The sequence below is a fragment of the Agromyces hippuratus genome, assembly GCF_013410355.1.
In the GTDB taxonomy this organism is placed as follows: domain Bacteria; phylum Actinomycetota; class Actinomycetes; order Actinomycetales; family Microbacteriaceae; genus Agromyces; species Agromyces hippuratus.
Map to the genome: position 1 here is coordinate 61,542 of NZ_JACCFI010000001.1, position 19,662 is coordinate 81,203.

Below are 19,662 nucleotides of genomic sequence, written 5' to 3' on the forward strand. Positions count from 1 at the left end.
GGTCATGCCAGCATCTGCTCCCAGAGCGCGGTGAACTGGGGGAGGGTCTTGCCGGTCGACGCGATGTCGTCGACCACGACGCCGGGCACTGCGAGGCCGATGATCGCGCCGGTCGTGGCCATGCGGTGGTCGGCGTACGCGCGCCACGGCCCGCCGTGCAGCGGTGCCGGATCGATGCGAAGGCCGTCGTCGAGCTCGGTGACCGCGCCCCCGAGCCCGTTGATCTCGGCCGTGAGTGCCGCGAGACGGTCGGTCTCGTGGTGACGGATGTGGCCGATGCCCGTGATCGTCGACGCCTCGTCGGCGAGGGCCGCGAGCGCCACGAGGTTCGGCGCGAGTTCGCCGGCTTCGGAGAGATCGAGGTCGACACCGCGGATGCCTCGGCTGCCGCCCTCGCCCTGCTCGGGCGCGTGCACGGTGAGCCGGTCGCCCTCGACCTCGACGCGGGCGCCGAACCGGGGCAGGATCTGCGCGAGCTGGGCCCCGACCTGGGTGGTCTCGGCAGGCCAGCCGGTGATCGTGACGGAGCCGCCCGCGACGAGCGCCGCGACGAGGAACGGCGCTGCGTTCGAGAGGTCGGGCTCGATGTCGACGTCGATCGCGCGGATGGGGCCGGGTGCGACCGTCCAGCGACCGGGTTCGGGGCTCGTCACCTCGACGCCGCGGGCGCGGAGGGTCTCGATGGTCATCTCGATGTGGGGCAGGCTCGGCAACCGCTCTCCCGAGTGGCGCAGGTCGAGCCCGTGCTCGAATCTCGGTGCCGACAGCAGCAGTGCCGACACGAACTGGCTCGACGCCGATGCGTCGATCTCGAGTGCGCCGCCGCCGACCGCACCGGTGCCGTGCACCGTGAACGGCAGCGTGCCGCGCCGGTCGTCGTCGAGGTCGACGCCGAGGGCGTGCAGCCCGTCGATCACGCCGGACATCGGGCGACGCCGGGCGTGCTCGTCTCCGTCGAACATGGTGGGGCCGAGCGCGAGCGCGGCGACGGGCGGCAGGAACCGCATGACCGTGCCGGCGAGCCCGCAGTCGATCGTGGTCGAGCCGAGCAGTTCCTCGGCGGGGGTGACGCGGAGGTCGTCGCCGAATCCGCCGTGACCCGGCACCCGTTCGAACCCGGTGCCGAGCGACCGCAGGCCCTCGACCATGAGCTCGCTGTCGCGCGACCAGAGCGGCGCGCGCAAGGTCGACGGTCCGTCGGCGAGTGCCGCCAGCACGAGCTCGCGGTTCGTGAGCGATTTCGAACCGGGCAGGCCCATGGTCGCGGAGAGCGGGGCCACGGCCACAGGCGCGCGCCAGCCTTCATCCGTCTCGGTCTCTCTGGCGTCGCCGTACGGATCGAATTCAGGCTCGGAATACTTCGAAATCAGCATCGGTTATCAACAGTAGCGTCCGGAACGCGGAAGGAGTCGGTGTTGCGCATGTCGACAGGAGTGCTCGAACGCCCCGCAGTGGTCGGGGTCGACGATCTAGGATGGCCGGTGATGACTGCCGATCAGATCGACGCGACGCCGAACGACCCCGTGGCCGCAGACTCCGAGGCCGAGGCCCCCGAAGTCGCGGAGGCGGCACGACCGCTGAGCGAGCTCTTCGAGGAACAGGCGCTGCCGTTCATCGACCAGCTCTACGCCGCCGCGCTGCGCATGACGAAGAACCCGGCCGATGCGCAAGACCTCGTGCAGGAGACGTTCGTCAAGGCGTTCGCCGCGTTCGGGCAGTTCACCCAGGGCACCAACCTGAAGGCGTGGCTGTACCGCATTCTCACGAACACCTTCATCAACAGCTACCGCAAGAAGCAGCGCGAGCCCTATCAGGGAACGATCGACGACCTCGAGGACTGGCAGCTCGGCGGCGCCGAGTCGACCACCGCACGGGCGAGCCGATCGGCCGAGGCCGAGGCGATCGACCACCTGCCCGACAGCGCCGTGAAAGACGCGCTGCAGGCCCTGCCTGAAGACTTCCGCCTCGCCGTGTACTTCGCCGACGTCGAGGGCTTCTCCTACCAGGAGATCGCCGACATGATGAACACCCCCATCGGGACCGTGATGAGCCGTCTGCACCGTGGCAGGCGCCTGCTCCGCGAGTCCCTCGCCGACTACGCCCGCGAACAGGGATTCGCCGCGGGCGACAAGTCGGCCAAACCCACCAGGAGCAAGAAATGACCGACTGCGGCTGCGACAAGGCGAGGGCCGAACTCGAGGAGTACCTGCACAACGAGCTGCGGGCCGCGGACGCGACCGACATCCGCGAGCACGTCGCGAACTGCGCCGACTGCCAGGCGGAACTGCGTGTGGGCGTGGCGATCACCGAGGTCGTGCAGCGTGCATGCCGTGAGAGCGCGCCCGAGCAGCTTCGGGTGCAGGTGCTCACGCAGATCCGGCTGTACCAGTCGACGCACACCGTCGGCTGACGGGTCTGTGCGGCGCACCGGCTCTCAATCGTTCGTTCGATGCGGGCGATTCCATCGAGCCGTAGCGTCGAGGCTGTGATCGACAACTCCGACCGAACGCCGAAGAGACGCGTGCCCACGTGGCTGCGCGTCACCATTCCCGCCGCCCTCATCCTGATCTGGTTCGCACTGTTCGGTGCCGGAGGCGCCGCGTTCGGTTCGCTGAGCGACGTCTCGACGAACGACCAGGCCCAGTTCCTGCCCGCGTCGGCCGAGGCCACCGAGGTGACCGAGCTGCAGGAGGGGTTCCGCGACTCCGACGACATCCCGGCGATCGTCGTGATCGCCGGCGACGAGCAGCTCGACGCCGACCAGCTCGCGGAGATCGACGACCTCAGGGACGAACTGCTCGCGGTCGACGGGGTGAACGCCGAGGGCGCGTCCCCGGTGCTGCCGTCGGACGACGGCGTCGCCGTGCAGATGATCCTGCCGATCGAGAAGGTGGAGGGCGGCGAGAAGCCGGCCGAGATCGTCGCGGAGGTGCGCGCCGTGCTGACGGAGAACCCCGTCGACGGCACGACGGCGGCCGTCACCGGTCCCGCCGGCTTCACCGCCGACCTCTCCGCCGCGTTCAGCGGAATCGACGGCCTCCTGCTCGCCGTCGCCCTCGCCGCGGTCTTCCTCATCCTCATCGTGGTGTATCGCTCGCCACTGCTCCCGTTCATCGTGCTCTTCACGAGCCTGACGGCGCTGTGCGCCTCGGTCTTCACGGTCGTGGCACTCGCACGCGCCGACATCCTCCTGCTCTCGGGGCAGACCCAGGGCATCCTGTTCATCCTCGTGATCGGTGCCGCCACCGACTACGCGCTGCTCTACATCTCGCGGTATCGCGAGACACTCGCACAGCACGAGCGCAAGTGGGACGCCACCTGGGCGGCACTGAAGGGCTCGTGGGAGCCGATCGTGGCCTCGGGCGGCACCGTCATCGTCGGGCTCCTGATCCTGCTCGTGAGCGAGCTCACGTCGAACAAGGTGCTCGGGCCGGTCGCGGCGATCGGCATCGTCTTCGCCGTGCTCGCCGCGCTGACGCTCCTGCCCGCGCTGCTCCTCTGGGCGGGTCGCGCGGCCTTCTGGCCGAGGAAGGTCGCCCACGTCGGCGACGCTGGCGAGGTGCACGCCCGCCATGCCGCAGGCGTCATCGACGCGTCGGCGCCCGACGAGGCGGACCTGCCCGATCGCGGTATCTGGGCGGGCGTCGGTCGACTCGTCTCGAAGCGTCCGCGCACCGTCTGGATCGTGTCGGTGCTGGCGCTCGGCGCCATGTCGCTCGGGCTCGCTCAGCTCGACGCCGACGGCGTCGCCTCGAGCGAGTTCGTCCTGGGCGAGTCGCAGGCGCGCGACGGCCAGGCGATGCTCGGCGAGCACTTCCCGGCGGGATCGGGCACGCCGGCGATCGTCATCGGCCCGGAGGACGAGCTGCAGCAGATGGCGGATGTCGCGCTCGACACGGCGGGCGTCGACTCCGTCGCCGTGGTCAGCGCCGACTCGCCGGCCGGTACCGCGCCGGTCACGAGCGATGGCATCGAGGCCTTCGGCCCGCCCGGAACGCCCGCGCCCGCGCCGACCGTCGTCGACGGCGAGGTGCAGTTGCAGGTGACCCTCACCGACCCGTCGGACTCGCTCGAGGCCGAGGCGACCGTCGAGCAACTCCGCTCCAACCTCGACGAGGTCGGCACCGACGTGCTCGTCGGCGGCCAGACCGCGGTCGCACTCGACACGAACGCGGCGGCGATCGCCGACCGCACCCTCGTGATCCCGCTCGTGCTCGCCGCGATCCTCGTGATCCTGATGCTCCTGCTGCGGTCCATCGTGGCGCCGCTCATCCTGATCGGCAGCGTGGTGCTCTCGTTCGCGGCGGCGCTCGGGGTCTCGGCCCTCGTGTTCGAGCACGTGTTCCACTTCCCCGGGGCGGACCCGTCGGTGCCGCTCTTCGGATTCGTGTTCCTCGTCGCCCTCGGCGTCGACTACAACATCTTCCTGATGACCCGGGTGCGCGAGGAATCCCTGCAGTTCGGCACGCGCTCCGGCATCATCCGGGGTGTGCGGCTCACCGGCGGCGTGATCACCTCAGCAGGGCTGGTGCTCGCAGCGACGTTCGCGGCGCTCGGCGTGCTGCCGATCCTGTTCCTCGCGCAGATCTCGTTCATCGTCGCGTTCGGCGTGCTGCTCGACACGTTCCTCGTGCGCACGCTGCTGGTGCCCGCGCTCGCGTACGACATCGGGCGCGCCATCTGGTGGCCGAGCCGACTCGGGCGCGGCAAGGCCTGAGCAGGAGGCAACGAACGAGGCGAGCGGATGCCCCGGGGCATCCGCTCGCTTCGTTCGTTTCGTGCTACGGCGTCAGAGCGTGGTCGCGTTGCGCACGAGCTCGGCCTGCTCGGCGGCGTGCCGCTTCGCGGAACCGGTGGCGGGCGATGCCGCTGCGGTTCGCGCGACGACCCGCACCGGGCGGTCGCCGAGCTTGTTCGTCTCGATGATGAAGTACGGCCAGGCGCCCTGGTTCTCGGGCTCGTCCTGCGCCCACATCAGTTCGGCGTTCGGGTACGAGTCGGCGACGGCCTTCAGCTCGCCGGCGGGCAGCGGGTAGAGCTGCTCGAGGCGCACGACCGCGATCTCGGTGTTCTGCTGCTTCTCGAGTTCGGTGATCAGGTCGTAGTAGATCTTGCCCGAGACGAACACGACGCGCTTGACGGCGGCCTTGTCGGTGATGCGGGCATCATCGATGACCGGCTCGAAGCGGCCGCTCGTGAAGTCGGCGACCTCGCTCGTGGCGCCGCGCAGACGCAGCATGGCCTTCGGCGTGAACACGACCAGTGGTCGGCGCGGCCGTGCGTAGGCCTGGCGGCGCAGCAGGTGGAAGTACGACGCGGGCGTCGAGGGGCGTGCGACGGTCATGTTGTTCTCGGCGCAGAGCTGCAGGTACCGCTCGATGCGGGCGCTCGAGTGGTCGGGTCCCTGACCCTCGTAGCCGTGCGGCAGCAGGAGCACGACGCTCGAGCGCTGACCCCACTTCTGCTCGGCCGACGAGATGAACTCGTCGATGATGGTCTGGGCGCCGTTGGCGAAGTCGCCGAACTGCGCCTCCCACATCACGAGTGCGTCGGCCCGCTCGACGGAGTAGCCGTACTCGAAGCCCATCGCCGCGTACTCGGAGAGCAGCGAGTCGTAGATCCAGAACCGGGCCTGGTTCTCGGAGAGGTTCTGCAGCGGCAGCCATTCCTGGCCGTTGACCCGATCGTGCAGCACGGCGTGGCGCTGCACGAACGTGCCGCGGCGGGCGTCCTGGCCGGCGAAGCGCACCGGGGTGCCCTCGAGGAGGAGCGAACCGAGGGCGAGCAGCTCGCCGAAGCCCCAGTCGACCTTGCCGTTGCGGCTCATGTCGAGGCGCTTCGTCAGCAGCTGCTGGATCTTCGGGTGCACGGTGAAGCCGGACGGCTTGTTGTTGAACGCGTCGCCGATGGCGTGCACGACCTCGGTCGAGACGCCGGTGGTCTCGAGCTCGCCCGCGGCGGGCTCCTCGGGCTTGGCCGACTCGGTCGCGCCGATGATCGGGATGGCCCCGGTCTGCGCGGCGTGCGTCTCGGCGAATGCGCGTTCCAGGCGGTCCTGGAAGTCGCGGTGCGCCTCCTCGTACTCCACCTCGGTGATGTCGCCGCGGCCGACGAGGGCCTCGGTGTAGAGCTTGCGCACGGAGCGCTTCGCCTCGATGAGGTTGTACATGAGGGGCTGGGTCATCGAGGGGTCGTCGCCCTCGTTGTGGCCGCGACGGCGGAAGCAGACGAGGTCGATGACGACGTCGCGCTTGAACTCCTGGCGGTAGCGGAAGGCGAGCTCGGCCACGCGCACGACGGCCTCGGGGTCGTCGCCGTTCACGTGGAAGATCGGCGCCTGGATGGTCTTCGCGACATCCGTCGAGTAGATCGACGAGCGCGCGTCGCCCGGTACCGTCGTGAAGCCGACCTGGTTGTTGACGACGATGTGGATCGTGCCGCCCGTGCGGTAGCCGCGCAGTTGCGACATCTGCATGGTCTCGAGCACGACGCCCTGTCCGGCCATCGCCGCGTCGCCGTGCACGAGGATCGGCAGCGTCGAGAACGTGCCGATCGGCTTCCGGTCCTGCTTGGCGCGCACGATGCCCTCGAGCACGCCGTCGACCGCCTCGAGGTGCGAGGGGTTCGCCGCGAGCGAGACGGGGATCTGGTGGCCGTCGTCTGCGGTGAAGGTGCCCTGGGTGCCGAGGTGGTACTTGACGTCACCCGAACCCGAGAAGCCCTTCGACTGCTGGGTGCCCTCGAACTCGCGGAACACCTGGCCGTACGTCTTGCCGGCGATGTTCGTGAGCACGTTCAGGCGGCCGCGGTGCGCCATGCCGATGGCGACCTCGTCGAGGCCCTCCTTCGCGGCGCCCTGCAGGATCTCGTCGAGCAGCGGGATGACGGACTCGCCGCCCTCGAGGCTGAAGCGCTTCTGGCCGACGTACTTCGTCTGCAGGAAGGTCTCGAAGGCCTCGGCCTCGTTGAGCTTGCCGAGGATGCGCATCTGCTCGTCGTGCGTCGGCTTCTCGTAGCTGCGCTCGACCTCGTTCTGGATCCACTTGCGCTGCACGGGGTCCTGGATGTGCATGTACTCGATGCCGATGGTGCGGCAGTACGAGTCGCGGAGCACCCCGAGGATGTCGCGGAGCTGCGCGGTGCGCGTGTCGCCGAACCCGCCGGTGACGAACTCGCGGTCGAGGTCCCAGAAGGTCAGGCCGTGGCTCGCGATGTCGAGGTCGGGGTGCGAGCGCTGCACGTACTCGAGCGGGTCGATGTCGGCCATCAGGTGCCCGCGCACGCGGAAGGCGTTGATGAGCTCCTGCACGCGAGCGGTCTTGTCGATCGCGCTCGCGATGTCGACCGAGATGTCGGGCGCCCATCGGATCGGCTCGTACGGGAGGCGGAGCGCGGCGAAGAGGTTCTCGTAGAAGCCGCGCTGGCCGAGGAGGAGCTCGTGCACCTTCTTCAGGAACTCGCCCGAGCCGGCGCCCTGGATGACGCGGTGGTCGTACGTGGAGGTCAGCGTGATCGTCTTGCCGATCGCGAGGTGCGCGAGCGTCTTCTCGGATGCGCCCTGGAATTCGGCGGGGTACTCGAGGGCGCCGGCGCCGATGATGCAGCCCTGGCCCTTCATGAGGCGGGGGACCGAGTGCACGGTGCCGATGCCGCCGGGGTTGGTCAGCGAGACGGTGGCGCCGGAGAAGTCGTCGGCCTTCAGCTTGTTCTGGCGGGCCCGCTGCACGAGGTCTTCATAGGCCGCGAGGTACTCGTTGAACGTCATCGTCTCGGCGCGCTTGATCGCGGGCACGAGCAGGGCACGGGTGCCGTCGGGCTTCGGGATGTCGATCGCGATGCCGAGGCCGATGTGGGCGGGCTTGACGAGGCTCGGCTTGCCGTCGGGCTCGGCGTAGTAGACGTTCTGGCTCGGGAACTCCTTGAGTGCCTGGATGAGCGCCCAGCCGATGAGGTGGGTGAACGAGATCTTGCCGCCGCGCGAACGCCGCAGGTGGTTGTTGATCACGATGCGGTTGTCGATCATGAGCTTCGCCGGGATCGTGCGGACGCTGGTCGCGGTCGGCACGGTGAGCGAGGCGTCCATGTTGGCCGCGAGCGACTTCGGCATGCCCTTGAGGGTGACGACCTCGTCTTCCTTGGGGGCTTCGGCCACGACCGGCTGCGGGCTCGTGACGGGCACATCGGCCGGTACGGGCTGCGTGCGGGGGGCGACCGACGTCGTGCGCGCGGCGGGCGTCTGCCCGATGACGGGCACCGGGGCAGTCGACGGCGCGGCGGGCGGTGCCGCTGGGGTCGCGGTCTCCGCAGGTGCGGCCGGGGCGGCTTCAGGCGCCGGCGCGGCGGCATCCGTCGTCGGTGCGGTCGTCGACGGGTCTCCGCCCTCGGTCTTCACCTGGCGGTAGTGCTCGAGCACCGGCCACCAGGTCTTGTCGACCGATTGGGGATCGACGAGGAACTTCTCGTACATCTCGTCGACGAGCCATTCGTTGGCTCCGTATTCGCCCGACGTCGTCTCGTCGGATCCCGACCCGGTCAATTGGCTCGACACAGCCTCTCGCCCACTCTCTCCATTGATGCTGGAATTACCTGCTTCGCGGTCTCGCCATACGCGCGGGCATGACGAATCACCGCCTCCCAGCCTAATCCCCTGAATGGAGCCGTGAGCACGGCACGGCGGTAGCGTGGCGGCATGGAGTTCTACCGGACGACACCCAGCCACGACCTCACCTACTCGGACGTGTTCCTCGTTCCGAGTCGTTCCGCCGTCACGAGCCGCCTCGACGTCTCGCTCGCACCCGATGACGGGTCGGGCGCCTCCATCCCGCTCGTGTCGGCGAACATGAACTCGATCACCGGCCCGCGACTGGCCGCGACCCTCGCTCGGCGCGGCGGGCTCGGCGTGCTGCCGCAGGACCTGCATCTGCAGGATCTCGACGAGGCGATCCGCACGGTCAAGGCGCAGTCCCCGCGATTCGACACCCCGCACGACTTCAGTCCGGATGCCACGGCCGCCGACGCACTCGAGGTGCTGCCGCCGATCGCGGGCCACGGCATCGTGCTGCACGACGCCCGGGGCGAGTACGTCGGATGCATCCCCGCCGATCGCCTTGCAACGGCCCTGCCCGACGCTCGCCTCGGCGACCTCGTGCACGGCGGGCTCGCCTCCCTCGACGCCGACGACGTGTCGACGCCGCGCCGGGCGTTCGACCTGATGGTCGAGGCCGACCTCGAGTTCGCCCCGGTGGTCGAGCACGGGCGTGTCGTCGGCACGCTCAGTCGGCGGAGCGCGTTGCGCGGCACGATCTACGAGCCGAACGTCGACGCCGACGGGCGGCTCAGGGTCGCCGCCGCGGTCGGCATCAACGGCGATGTTGCGGCGAAGGCGACGGCGCTCGCCGCCGCGGGCGTCGACATGCTCGTCATCGACACCGCCCACGGGCACCAGGAGGGCATGCTCCGGGCCGTGTCGATCGTGCGCGATCTCGATCTCGGCATCCCGATCGTCGCCGGCAACATCGTGACCGCCGACGCGGTCGCCGACCTCGTCGAGGCCGGCGCGGACGTGCTGAAGGTGGGCGTCGGTCCCGGCGCGATGTGCACGACCCGCATGATGACCGCGGTCGGTCGCCCGCAGTTCTCCGCGGTGCTCGAGACGGCGGAGGCCGCGCGCGAGCTCGGTGCCGCCGTGTGGGCCGACGGCGGGGTGCGCTACCCGCGCGACGTCGCGCTCGCGCTCGCCGCCGGGGCGGCCTCGGTCATGATCGGCTCGTGGTTCGCGGGCACGATCGAGGCCCCGGGCCTGCTGCGGCACGATGCATCCGGTCGCCTGTACAAGGAGAGCTGGGGCATGGCGTCGACGAAGGCCGTGCGCGAGCGCTTCGACCGCCTCTCGCCGTACGAGCTCGCGCGCAAGGAGCTGTTCGCCGAGGGCATCTCCTCGTCGGCGATCTCGCTCGATCCGCTGCGACCCTCCCTGGAGGACCTGCTCGACATGATCACCTCGGGGGTGCGCAGCTCGTTCACGTACGCCGGCGCGCGCACGCTCGAGGAGTTCCGCGACCGGGCGCTCGTCGGCATCCAGTCGGCCGCGGGATACGAAGAGGGCAAGGCGCTGCCGGTCAGCTGGTGAACCTCGTCGCGCGCAGGGCTGTGGAAGACGCCGATGAGCACGTCATCGGCGCGATTACGCTGCGGTGCCATGACGCATGCGTTCGAGATCGTGGCTCAGCCGATTCGTCGGCGCATCATCGAGGTGCTCGCGGTGGGCGATCACACTGCGGGTGAGCTCTGCGATGTCGTGGCCGTCGAGGCCGGGGTCTCGCGAACCGCAGTCTCGCACCATCTGGCGGCGCTGCGAGACCGAGGCGTCGTCTGGTCGGATGTCGACCCCGCTGAGCCGCGGGCCAGACGCTACTTCCTCGACCCCGGGTTCCTGATGCGGCTCGACGACGCCGTCTGCGAGCTCTTCGACCTCTGGGATCATCGCTACGGCACAGCGCAGCGCCGGGCGCCGCTGGTCGATCCGCCGCGCACGAGGGCGCGCCTCCATCGTTGGGAGGACGCGGCCGTACGCCGGCGCGAGCGGTTGAAGCGGGAGTGGGGCGACGACGACGCGGCCGAACGCTCGCACTGAGCCCGCTGAGCCCGCTGAGCCCGCTGAGCCCGCTGAGCCTGCTGCGCTGGTGAGTGGAGTTGTCGAGCTTCTGTGCTGCTGCTGGTGCGCCTGCTGCGCTGCTGCGCTGCTGCGCTGGTGAGCTGAGTAGGTGAGTCGTCGAGCTGCTGCGCTGGTGCGCTGCTGAGCGGCGTTCGAGACTCGTGATCGCCGTGATGTGTTTTGTTTTGTCTTGTTTTTTGTCTTTCTTGTCTTGTCTTGTCTTGTTTTACTCGCCTGGCCTCGCCTCATTCGTCATGTCAGTTCTGCCTCATGTGAGGCGTTCCTCACATGACGATTCGGGACATCGTTCGGGGCGGGTGAACACTTGTTCAGGGTGTGCACCGCACAATCATTTGCGGTGCGGTGCGGTGCGGTGCGGTGCGGTGCGGTGCGGTGCGGTGCGGTGCGGTGCGGTGCGGTGCGGTGCGGTGCGGTGCGGTGCGGTGCGGTGCGGTGCGGTGCGGTGCGGTGCGGTGCGGTGCGGTGCGGCGGGCTGCACGAGGGTGTGTGACGCTCCGGTTACAGCTGGGGGATCGTGCAGAACGCGCCGATATACTGAGGCGACAATGGACGATCCTCCCTCTGCCACTGCCCCCGGTCATAGACCCCCGCCCGTGACTGCTCGCGGAGGTGGCGATGTCTGAGTGGATCCTCCTCGGCATCGGGCTCCTCCTCACGATCGGCACGGGCTTGTTCGTCGCCAGCGAGTTCGCCCTCGTCAATCTCGATCGGGCCGACCTCGAAGCACGGCGCGCGAGGGGTGAGACGAAGCTTGCGCTCACCATCTCGGCGCTGAAGATCACCTCGACGCACCTGTCGAGTGCGCAGCTCGGCATCACGCTGACCACGCTGCTCACCGGATACACGATGGAGCCGGCGATCTCGTCGCTCCTCGCGGGGCCGCTGACCGCGATCGGCGTGCCCGAGGCGTTCGTGCGCCCCGTCGGCACGATCACCGCGGTCGTCGTGGCCACGCTCCTGTCGATGGTCGTCGGCGAACTCGTGCCCAAGAACTTCGCACTCGCACTCCCGCTCGCGACCGCGAAGCTCGTGATGCCGTTCCAGACGGCGTTCACCTGGGTGTTCCGCCCGGCGATCTCGCTGCTGAACGGCAGCGCGAACGGCATCATCCGAGCCTTCGGCATCGAGCCGAAGGAGGAGCTCTCGGGCGCCCGATCGGCCGAGGAGCTCTCGTCGCTCGTGCGCCGTTCGGCGAGTGCGGGAATGCTGGAGCAGGACACCGCGACCCTGCTCGGCCGCACCCTGCGCTTCGCCGACCACGATGCATCCGACGTCATGACGCCGCGCCCGAGGGTCGCCGCGGTGCAGCGCCAGGAGCCGGCCGAGGCCGTGCTCGAACTTGCACGCACGACCGGGTACTCCCGCTTCCCGGTGTACGACGAGAACCTCGACGACGTCGTGGGCCTCGTGCACGTCAAGCAGGCCGTTGCGGTGCCGCGGGAGAAGCGCTCGGAGGTGCCGGCGTCGGCGCTGCAGTCCGACGCGCTCCGCGTGCCCGAGACGATGAAGCTCGACTCCCTTCTCGAAGAGCTCCGCGGGCGCGGCTACCAGATGGCCGTCGTCGTCGACGAGTACGGCGGCACCGCGGGCGTCGCCACCCTCGAAGACCTCGTCGAAGAGCTCGTCGGCGAGGTCTCCGACGAGCACGACCGCACGCGGGCCGGAATCGTCCGCCGCGGCGACGACGTGAGCTTCCCCGGAATCCTGCGACCCGACGAACTGCTCGAGCGCACCGGCATCCGGGTGCCGGAGAACGGAGACTACGAGACCGTGGCCGGATTCGTCATGGCCGAACTCGGGCGACTGCCCGCGGTCGGTGACGAGGTGCTCATCGACGACGGCACGCTCGTCGTGCAACGACTCGACGGGCGTCGCATCGACCGCGTGCGGTTCGTGCCGAACCCGCTGCCCGAAGCCGACGACCTCGACGGGGGAGAACGATGAGCGACTGGGCCGGCATCGCCTGGCTGATCGTGCTGCTCATCGCCAACGCCTTCTTCGTCGGCGCGGAGTTCGCGGTCATCTCGGCGCGGCGATCGCAGATCGAGCCGCTCGCGGAGCAGGGCAAGCGCAGCGCCAAGACCGCGCTCTGGGCCATGGAGCACGCGACGCTCATGCTCGCCATGAGCCAGCTCGGCATCACGATCTGCTCGCTCCTGATCCTGAACGTGTCGGAGCCGGCGATCCACCACCTGCTCGAGGTGCCGCTGCACCTCACCGGATGGCCGGTCGAGGTCGTCTCGACGATCGCGTTCATCGTGACGCTCGTGCTCGTGTCGTACCTGCACGTCGTGTTCGGCGAGATGGTGCCGAAGAACCTCTCGTTCTCGTTGCCCGAGCGCGCGGTGCTGCTGCTCGCGCCGCCGCTGGTCTTCATCGCGCGCATCTTCCGGCCGATCATCGTGGCGCTCAATGCGGTCGCGAACGGTGTGCTGCGCCTCTTCGGTGTCGAGCCGAAGAGCGAGGCGGCGTCGACCTTCACGCTCGAGGAGGTGCAGACGATCGTGCACCAGTCGCGACGCGAGGGCGTGCTCGATGACGCGAGCGGCACGCTCACCGCCGCATTCGAGTTCACGACCAAGCGGGTGCAGGATGTCGCGGTGCCGCTCGATTCGCTCGTCAGCCTGCCGCCCGGTGCGACGCCGACCGACGTCGAGCGCGCGGTCGCCCGTCGCGGGTTCTCGCGCTATCCGATCCTCGACGAGTCGGGGGAACCCGACGGCTACGTGCACCTGAAGGACGTGATCGACCTCGACGACGACGAGTTCGACGACCCGATCCCGGCCAAGCGCGTGCGTCGCCTCGTGTCGATCTACGCGGGCACCGACCTCGAAGACGCTCTCTCGACGATGCGCCGCCTCGGCACGCACGTGGCGCGGGCGTTCGACGAGGACGGCACGACGACCGGTGTCATCTTCCTCGAGGACATCATCGAGGAGCTCGTCGGCGAGGTGCAGGACGCCACCCGACGCGGCTGAGCCGAGCGGCGCGGTGGTCTCCCATATGGGGGACTGCCCGCCGCCGGACGGCGCGCGTAGACTCCGCAGCAGTCACGAAAGTGAGGTTGCGTCATGTTTGAGTCTGCGCGCGCCTATTCGATCCTTCCGGCATCCGACCTCGAACGGGCCGTCCGCTACTGGAAGGACACCTTCGACCTCGACCCGGTCATGACCGACGAGACCGGGGTGCTCTTCGAGATCGGGGGCTCGCGCGTGCTCGTCTACGAGACGCAGTTCGCCGGCACCGCGAAGAACACCGCATTCGGCATCGACACCGACGACCTCGAGTCGGCGATGTCGGAGCTCCGGTCTCGCGGCGTCGAGTTCGCCGACTACGACATGCCGGGATTGAAGACCGTCGACGGCGTCGCCGACCTCGGCGGCGAGCGATCGGCGTGGTTCACCGACAGCGAGGGCAACATCCTCGCCATCGGCCAGCGGACCTGACCCCGCCCGCCCGCCCGCCCAGCCGCCGGCCCGCCGGCAGGTCAGGCGAGGGTTCGAAGCCAGGACTCGAGTGCTGCGGCATCCGTGAAGACGTGCCCGTCGCCGCCGACCGCCTTCGCGCCCTCGACGTTCTCGGCCTTGTTGTCGATGAAGACGAAGTCGGATGCCGCGATGCCGAGCTCGTCGATGACGTGCTCGTAGATCTCGGCGTCGGGCTTGACGAGGCCCAGCTCGCCGCTGACGAACACGCGCTCGAAGAGCGGCGCGAAGGAGCCGTGCCGCAGCCAGCCCGAGAAGTCCGCGCCGGCGTTCGAGAGGAGCGCGAGTCGTGTGCCACCCGCGGCGAGGGCGTGCAGGACGCCGAGCGTGCCGGGGTCGATCGAGAGCCACCCGCGGTGATCGAGCGCCCAGAGCTCGTGCACGTCGATCGGGCTCCAGTCGGTGCCGAGGTCGTGCGCGACGGCCTGCCAGTATTCGGCGATCGAGGTCGTACCGCGGTCGAGGCCGAGGCGGTGCGCCCAGTACGACGCCCAGAACGGCTCGGCGTCGGCAGTGGCGCCCGCCCGGTCGACGAGGGCGGCACGGTCGGCGGCGGTCGGCTCGCGCGAGATGACCTCGCCGTAGTCGAACACGACGACGCGGGGAGCGAGGCTGATCGGTGCGGGAACAGTGGGAGTCATCCTCCTCAACCTATCGTTGGAGCATGGACACATGGCAGGAGTGGACCGCAGCCGACGCGGCTGAATGGATCGTCGCGCCGGTCGCCGATGACGACAAGTACTCGCGCGGCGTGCTCGGCATCGTCGCCGGCTCGCCCGAGTACCCGGGCGCGGCGGTGCTCGCCGTCGAGGCCGCCCACCGTGCCGGCCTCGGCATGGTGCGCTACACCGGCCCGCGTGCGGTGCGCACGGCGGTGCTCGCACGCCGACCTGAGACCGTCACCGCGCCGGGTCGCGTGCAGGCCTGGCTGGTGGGGTCGGGCATCGACATGGGCCGCCGCTCGTTCATGCTGCTCGGCGACCTGCAGGGGTCGCTCGCGTCCGGTCTGCCGGTCGTGCTCGACGCCGGTGCGCTCGACCTCGTCGGCACGCACACGGCACCCACGGTGATCACGCCGCACGCCAGGGAGCTCGCGGCCCTGCTCGCCTCGCGCGAGATCGACACGAGCATCGCGCAGGTGCGAGCGGCTCCGGCCGAGTGGGCGCTCAGGGCGGCGAAGGAGCTCGGCGTCGCCGTGCTGCTGAAGGGTGCGGTGACCCACGTCTGCGACCCCGACGGTGAGCGCTACACGGTCACGGCACCGACGCACTGGCTCGCCTCGGCGGGCACGGGCGATGTGCTCGGCGGCATTCTCGGAGCGCTCGTCGCCACGCACCACGAGCGGCTCGCGACCGATGCCGGGGTGCTGAGCGCGCTCGCGGCGACGGCCGCATGGGTGCACGGCGAGGCAGCGAGTCGCGCGACGGCCGCGGTCGACGGCGGGCCGATCACGGCGCTCGACATCGCCGAGGCGATCCCGCCCGTCATCGGCGCGCTCCTCGCGCACTGAGACGCTCGGCAGCACCGCCCGGCGGTGCGACGTCCGCTCAGCCGGCCAGGAACCTCGCGAGGAACTCCCGGGTGCGCTCTTCGCGCGGCGACTCGAAGAACTGCCGCGCCGGGGCGTCTTCGATGATGCGGCCGGCGTCGAGGAAGACGACGCGGTCGGCGACCTCGCGTGCGAACGCCATCTCGTGCGTGGCCATCACGATCGTCGTGCCGCCGTCGGCGAGCGAGCGCACGAGGGCGAGCACCTCGCCGACGAGCTCGGGGTCGAGGGCGCTCGTGACCTCGTCGAGCAGGAGCAGTTCGGGCTCGGTCGCGATCGCTCGCACGATCGCGGCGCGTTGCTGCTGGCCCCCCGACAGCCGGTCGGGGAATGCGCGGGCGAAGTCGGCCAGCCCGATCGACGCGAGCAGCTCGAGCCCGCGACGCTCGGCCTCGGCGCGGGGCACGCGGTGCACGAGCCGCGAGGCGAGCGTCACGTTGTCGAGCACGCTGAGGTGCGGGAAGAGGTTGTAGGCCTGGAAGACGACCCCGATGCGGGCCCGCACGCCATCGGCGTCGACGCGCGGGTCGCTGACGTCCTGCCCGCGCAGGAAGATCTCGCCGTCGTCGACGCGCTCGATGAGGTTGATCGTGCGCAGGAGCGTCGACTTGCCCGAGCCGCTCGCCCCGACCAGCGCGACGACCTCGTGGGCCGAGACATCGAGGTCGATGCCGTCGAGCACGACGTGGTCGCCGAATGCGCGGCGAACGCCGCGGAGGCGCAGCAACGGCTCGGCGACCGAAGCGGATGGCGCGGTCATACGATGCTCCCGACCTGCTCGCGTGCCCGCATGCGCGCCGACAGCCAGTCGGTGAGCCGGATCATCGGCCAGGCGAGCAGCACGAACAGCAGGCCGGCCACGACGTAGGGCGTGAAGTTGAAGTAGTGCGCCGTCTCGATCTGCGCCGCCCGCACGGCGTCGACCGCGCCGAGCACCGAGATGAGGCCGACGTCCTTCTGCATGGCGACGAAGTCGTTCATGAGTGCCGGCGTCACCTTGCGGAAGGCCTGCGGCAGCACGATGCGCCGCATGGTCTGTGCGTGGCTGAGGCCGAGCGACCGGGCGGCGAGGCGCTGCGAGGGGTGCACGGCCTCGATGCCGGAGCGGAACACCTCGGACACGTAGGCCGAGTAGGTGAGGATGAGGGCGATCGTGCCGAGGACCGCGACCGGCATGCGCGGGAAGAATTCGAGCCCCGGTACGCCGTAGCCGATGAGGTAGAGCACGATGATCAGCGGCATGCCGCGGAACAGATCCGTGTAACCGGCCGCGAGTGCCCGCAACGGGAAGAACACCGGACCGCGGAGCGTGCGCATCGAGGCCAGCAGCAGGGCGACGATCACGACGCCGATGCTCGCGGCGACGAGCACCTGGATGTTCAGCCAGAGGCCCTCGAGGATACGGGGGAGCGACGCGATCGCGACGGTCGGGTCGAAGAAGGTCTGCTGCACCTCCGCCCACCCCGGCGAGCCGATGAAGGCCCATGCGAGCAGGCCAGCCAGCACGATCGTCGAGAGTGCGCTCACGAGCACCGAGCGGCCCGTCTGGCGTTTCCGGAACGCGCGCCGCTCGAGCTCGATGGCGCTCGGCTGCCACGTGGGCGCCGCATCTCGGGCGTCGGTCGTGTCGGTCACGAGCTCACGCTATCGGCGGTCGGCGGATGCCGCGCCATCCGTCGCTGGAACAGTGTCGTGGTTCGGAACACCGGTGTCGTTCGGAACGCCGGCCTCACTCGAGGACGGGCGCGCCGCCCTCGCCGCCCAGCCATTCGGCGGCGAGCTCGTCGAGGGTGCCGCGCTCGCGAAGCGCATCGACGGCCGCCGTGACGTCGGCCGTGAGCGGCGAGTCCTTGGCGAGCACGAGACCGAACGCGTCGCCGCCACCGGCGGTCGCCGGAAGCTGGCCGATGATCTTGCCGCCGTCGAGCTCGACGCCCGTGAGGTAGAACGCCGTCGGCAGGTCGACGACGATCGCGTCGACCGTGCCGCTCTGCAGGGCGAGCTTGGCGTCGTCGTTGGTGTTGAACACCTGGGCGCCGGCGGTCGGCGCGATGACCTCTTCGACGGCGTCGAAGCTCGTGGTGCCGGTCTGCGCGCCGACGAGGAGGTCTTTCAGATCGGCGATCGAGGTGGCCGAGGCCGCCGGCGAGGAGTCGACCGTGATGACGACCTGCGTGGTCTCGTAGTACGGCGACGAGAAGTCGACGTTCTGCTCGCGCTCGTCGGTGATCGAGAACTGCTGCAGGTTGATGTCGAAGTCCTTCGGCCCGGGTGCGATCGCCTGCTCGAAGGTCGAGCGCACCCAGACGACGTCGTCGTCCGAGAAGCCGAGCTCGTCGGCCACGGCGTAGGCCACCGCGGCTTCGAAGCCCTCGCCCGACTCGGGGTCGTCGTCGAGCACCCACGGGTAGTACGCCGGCTCGCCGGTCGCGATCGTGAACTTGCCCTCGGTCACGTAGTCGCCGCCCGAGGCGTCGCCCGAGCCGCCGGAGCACCCGGCGAGAGCGAGGGTGGCGGATGCCGCGATGATGATCGCGGTGATCGTGCGTCGGGTCATGGTGGCCTCCATACGGTGTGCCTCCAGCATCGCGGATGCCACCGACTGTGGAGGAGCGCGTGGCGGAATGTGACGCTCGGCTAGGCTCGTCGCCATGACGGACGGGGCGCAGCGCGAGGCATCCGCTCACCGCATCCGCCGGTTCCTCGGCACCCGGGCGGCCCTCTGGACGGGCTTCGCCCTCGTGCACGCCGCGCTCATCTGCCTGAACCTGACGGCCGTCGGCTACCCGCTCGGCGACGTGACCGCCGTCTACCGGCTGTGGGCCGAGAACGCCGCGCACGGCTGGCTCCGCATGGGCATCGACGCGCCGTGGGTGTATCCGATCCTCGCCTTCGCGCCGATGGCCGCCGCGCTCGCGCTCGGTTCTGAGTGGTACGCGCAGACCTGGCTCGCCATCGTGACCGTGCTGAACGCCATCGCGTTCGGCGTGCTCATCGGCCGCGCGAGGCTCTCGCGCCCGCGCCGCATCGCGGCCTGGTGGTGGCTCGGATTCCTCGCCCTGCTCGGCCCCATCGCCTTCGGCCGCATCGATGCGATCACAGTGCCGTTCGCGATCACCGGCCTGCTGTGGGCGGCCGGTCGACCACGCGTCGCCGCCGTGCTGCTCACGATCGGCGCCTGGATCAAGGTCTGGCCCGCGGCCCTCGTCGCCGCGCTCGTGATCGCGGCGCGTCGGCGATTCGAGGTGCTCACCGTCGCGCTGTCGCTCAGCGTCGGCATCCTCGCGGTGAGCCTCCTCGCCGGATCGGGCGCGAACGCGATCGGCTTCATCGCGGAGCAGGCCGGCCGCGGGCTGCAGATCGAGGCGCCGCTCGCGGTCGCCTGGCTCTGGCAGATCGTCGCGGGCTCGAAGGCGGTGCGCATCGTCTACGACCGCCAGATCCTCACCTTCCAGATCGATGGGCCCGGTGCGGATGCCGCGGCGGCACTGACCACTCCGCTGATGGCGATCGGGGTGCTCGTCGTCGTGCTCGTCGGCATCCGAGCCGTGCGCCGCGGCGCCGCGTTCGGACGCCTGCTGCCGCCGCTCGCACTGTCGTTCGTCGTGGTGCTCATGCTGGCGAACAAGGTCGGCTCGCCCCAGTTCGTCACGTGGCTCGCGGCTCCGGTGATCCTCGGACTCGTCTTCCGCCCGGCGCGGTTCGCGGTGCCGGCGCTCGTCGCCGCATCGATCGCGCTCATCACGCACATCATCTACCCGTACTGGTACGGGTGGCTCCTCATCGCCGACCCGGCCTTCGTGCTCCTGCTGACGGCCAAGTCGCTGCTGCTCGTGGTGCTGCTCGTCTGGGGCATCCGCTCGACCTGGAGGCTCGGATCGCCGCGATCGCCGCGATCGCTCGCGCATGAGGCCGATGCCGTGCGCAGCACAATGGACCTCGACGACAACTGA

General features: G+C 69.9%; 16 protein-coding genes. 10 read left to right on the top strand and 6 right to left on the bottom strand.

From position 1 onward, the window contains the following. Positions 1–2 precede the first annotated feature (2 nt). A complete protein-coding gene (gene aroA / locus BJY17_RS00285) occupies positions 3–1,373 on the bottom strand; it encodes a 3-phosphoshikimate 1-carboxyvinyltransferase (protein ID WP_179549603.1) in 1,371 nt (456 codons plus the stop codon). Positions 1,374–1,484: 111 nt separating this feature from the next. Here aroA and BJY17_RS00290 point away from each other — a divergent pair, with 111 nt between their 5' ends. The 3 genes from BJY17_RS00290 to BJY17_RS00300 are packed head-to-tail and all read left to right on the top strand — an operon-like array spanning position 1,485 to position 4,717. Then, entirely contained in the window at positions 1,485–2,162 is a 678-nt protein-coding gene (locus BJY17_RS00290) for a sigma-70 family RNA polymerase sigma factor (RefSeq protein ID WP_179549604.1), read from the top strand. Beyond that, complete coding sequence (locus tag BJY17_RS00295; protein WP_179549605.1) at positions 2,159–2,410, top strand: zf-HC2 domain-containing protein; 252 nt, start codon at positions 2,159–2,161, stop codon at positions 2,408–2,410. Before BJY17_RS00290 ends, BJY17_RS00295 begins: the two co-directional genes overlap by 4 nt. Positions 2,411–2,449: 39 nt before the next feature. Then, on the top strand, positions 2,450–4,717 hold the full coding sequence (locus BJY17_RS00300) for an MMPL family transporter (RefSeq protein ID WP_179549606.1): 2,268 nt from the start codon (positions 2,450–2,452) through the stop codon (positions 4,715–4,717). Positions 4,718–4,789: 72 nt separating this feature from the next. Here the strand turns inward: BJY17_RS00300 and BJY17_RS00305 are convergent, their stop codons facing one another. Continuing rightward, on the bottom strand, positions 4,790–8,548 hold the full coding sequence (locus BJY17_RS00305) for a multifunctional oxoglutarate decarboxylase/oxoglutarate dehydrogenase thiamine pyrophosphate-binding subunit/dihydrolipoyllysine-residue succinyltransferase subunit (RefSeq protein WP_179549607.1): 3,759 nt from the start codon (positions 8,546–8,548) through the stop codon (positions 4,790–4,792). A 141-nt stretch (positions 8,549–8,689) separates the two neighbouring features. Between BJY17_RS00305 and guaB1 the strand changes: the two genes are divergently transcribed. From guaB1 to BJY17_RS00330, 5 genes are all read left to right on the top strand, one after another. Further along, on the top strand, positions 8,690–10,129 hold the full coding sequence (gene guaB1, locus BJY17_RS00310; RefSeq protein WP_179549608.1) for a GMP reductase: 1,440 nt from the start codon (positions 8,690–8,692) through the stop codon (positions 10,127–10,129). A 69-nt stretch (positions 10,130–10,198) separates the two neighbouring features. Then, the gene (locus BJY17_RS00315) at positions 10,199–10,633 is read left to right on the top strand and encodes an ArsR/SmtB family transcription factor (RefSeq protein ID WP_179549609.1); all 435 of its coding nucleotides are present in this window, start codon (positions 10,199–10,201) and stop codon (positions 10,631–10,633) included. Between the two features lie 657 nt (positions 10,634–11,290). After that, positions 11,291–12,619, top strand: coding sequence for a hemolysin family protein (locus BJY17_RS00320; protein WP_179549610.1), 1,329 nt, complete (start codon positions 11,291–11,293; stop codon positions 12,617–12,619). Further along, positions 12,616–13,653 (top strand): hemolysin family protein, encoded by a 1,038-nt coding sequence (locus BJY17_RS00325; protein WP_179549611.1) that lies wholly within the window; start codon positions 12,616–12,618, stop codon positions 13,651–13,653. The genes BJY17_RS00320 and BJY17_RS00325 overlap by 4 nt, the downstream gene beginning before the upstream one ends. A gap of 93 nt (positions 13,654–13,746) precedes the next feature. After that, entirely contained in the window at positions 13,747–14,121 is a 375-nt protein-coding gene (locus BJY17_RS00330) for a VOC family protein (protein ID WP_179549612.1), read from the top strand. 41 nt (positions 14,122–14,162) lie between these two features. Here BJY17_RS00330 and BJY17_RS00335 read toward each other — a convergent pair whose 3' ends face one another. Continuing rightward, on the bottom strand, positions 14,163–14,801 hold the full coding sequence (locus tag BJY17_RS00335; RefSeq protein WP_179549613.1) for an HAD family hydrolase: 639 nt from the start codon (positions 14,799–14,801) through the stop codon (positions 14,163–14,165). A gap of 23 nt (positions 14,802–14,824) precedes the next feature. On the opposite strand from BJY17_RS00335, the gene BJY17_RS00340 reads away from it, so the two are divergent. Beyond that, a complete protein-coding gene (locus BJY17_RS00340) occupies positions 14,825–15,670 on the top strand; it encodes an ADP-dependent NAD(P)H-hydrate dehydratase (RefSeq protein WP_179549614.1) in 846 nt (281 codons plus the stop codon). 37 nt (positions 15,671–15,707) lie between these two features. Here BJY17_RS00340 and BJY17_RS00345 read toward each other — a convergent pair whose 3' ends face one another. From BJY17_RS00345 to BJY17_RS00355, 3 genes are all read right to left on the bottom strand, one after another. Further along, positions 15,708–16,469 carry an amino acid ABC transporter ATP-binding protein gene (locus tag BJY17_RS00345; RefSeq protein ID WP_179549615.1) on the bottom strand — a complete coding sequence of 254 codons (762 nt, stop codon included), beginning with the start codon at positions 16,467–16,469 and terminating at the stop codon, positions 15,708–15,710. Further along, positions 16,466–17,344: an amino acid ABC transporter permease gene (locus tag BJY17_RS00350; protein ID WP_179549616.1), complete on the bottom strand. Its 879-nt coding sequence runs from the start codon at positions 17,342–17,344 to the stop codon at positions 16,466–16,468. The genes BJY17_RS00345 and BJY17_RS00350 overlap by 4 nt, the downstream gene beginning before the upstream one ends. A 94-nt stretch (positions 17,345–17,438) precedes the next feature. After that, a complete protein-coding gene (locus BJY17_RS00355; protein WP_179549617.1) occupies positions 17,439–18,266 on the bottom strand; it encodes an ABC transporter substrate-binding protein in 828 nt (275 codons plus the stop codon). A 94-nt stretch (positions 18,267–18,360) separates the two neighbouring features. Here BJY17_RS00355 and BJY17_RS00360 point away from each other — a divergent pair, with 94 nt between their 5' ends. Next, entirely contained in the window at positions 18,361–19,662 is a 1,302-nt protein-coding gene (locus BJY17_RS00360; RefSeq protein ID WP_179549618.1) for a glycosyltransferase 87 family protein, read from the top strand.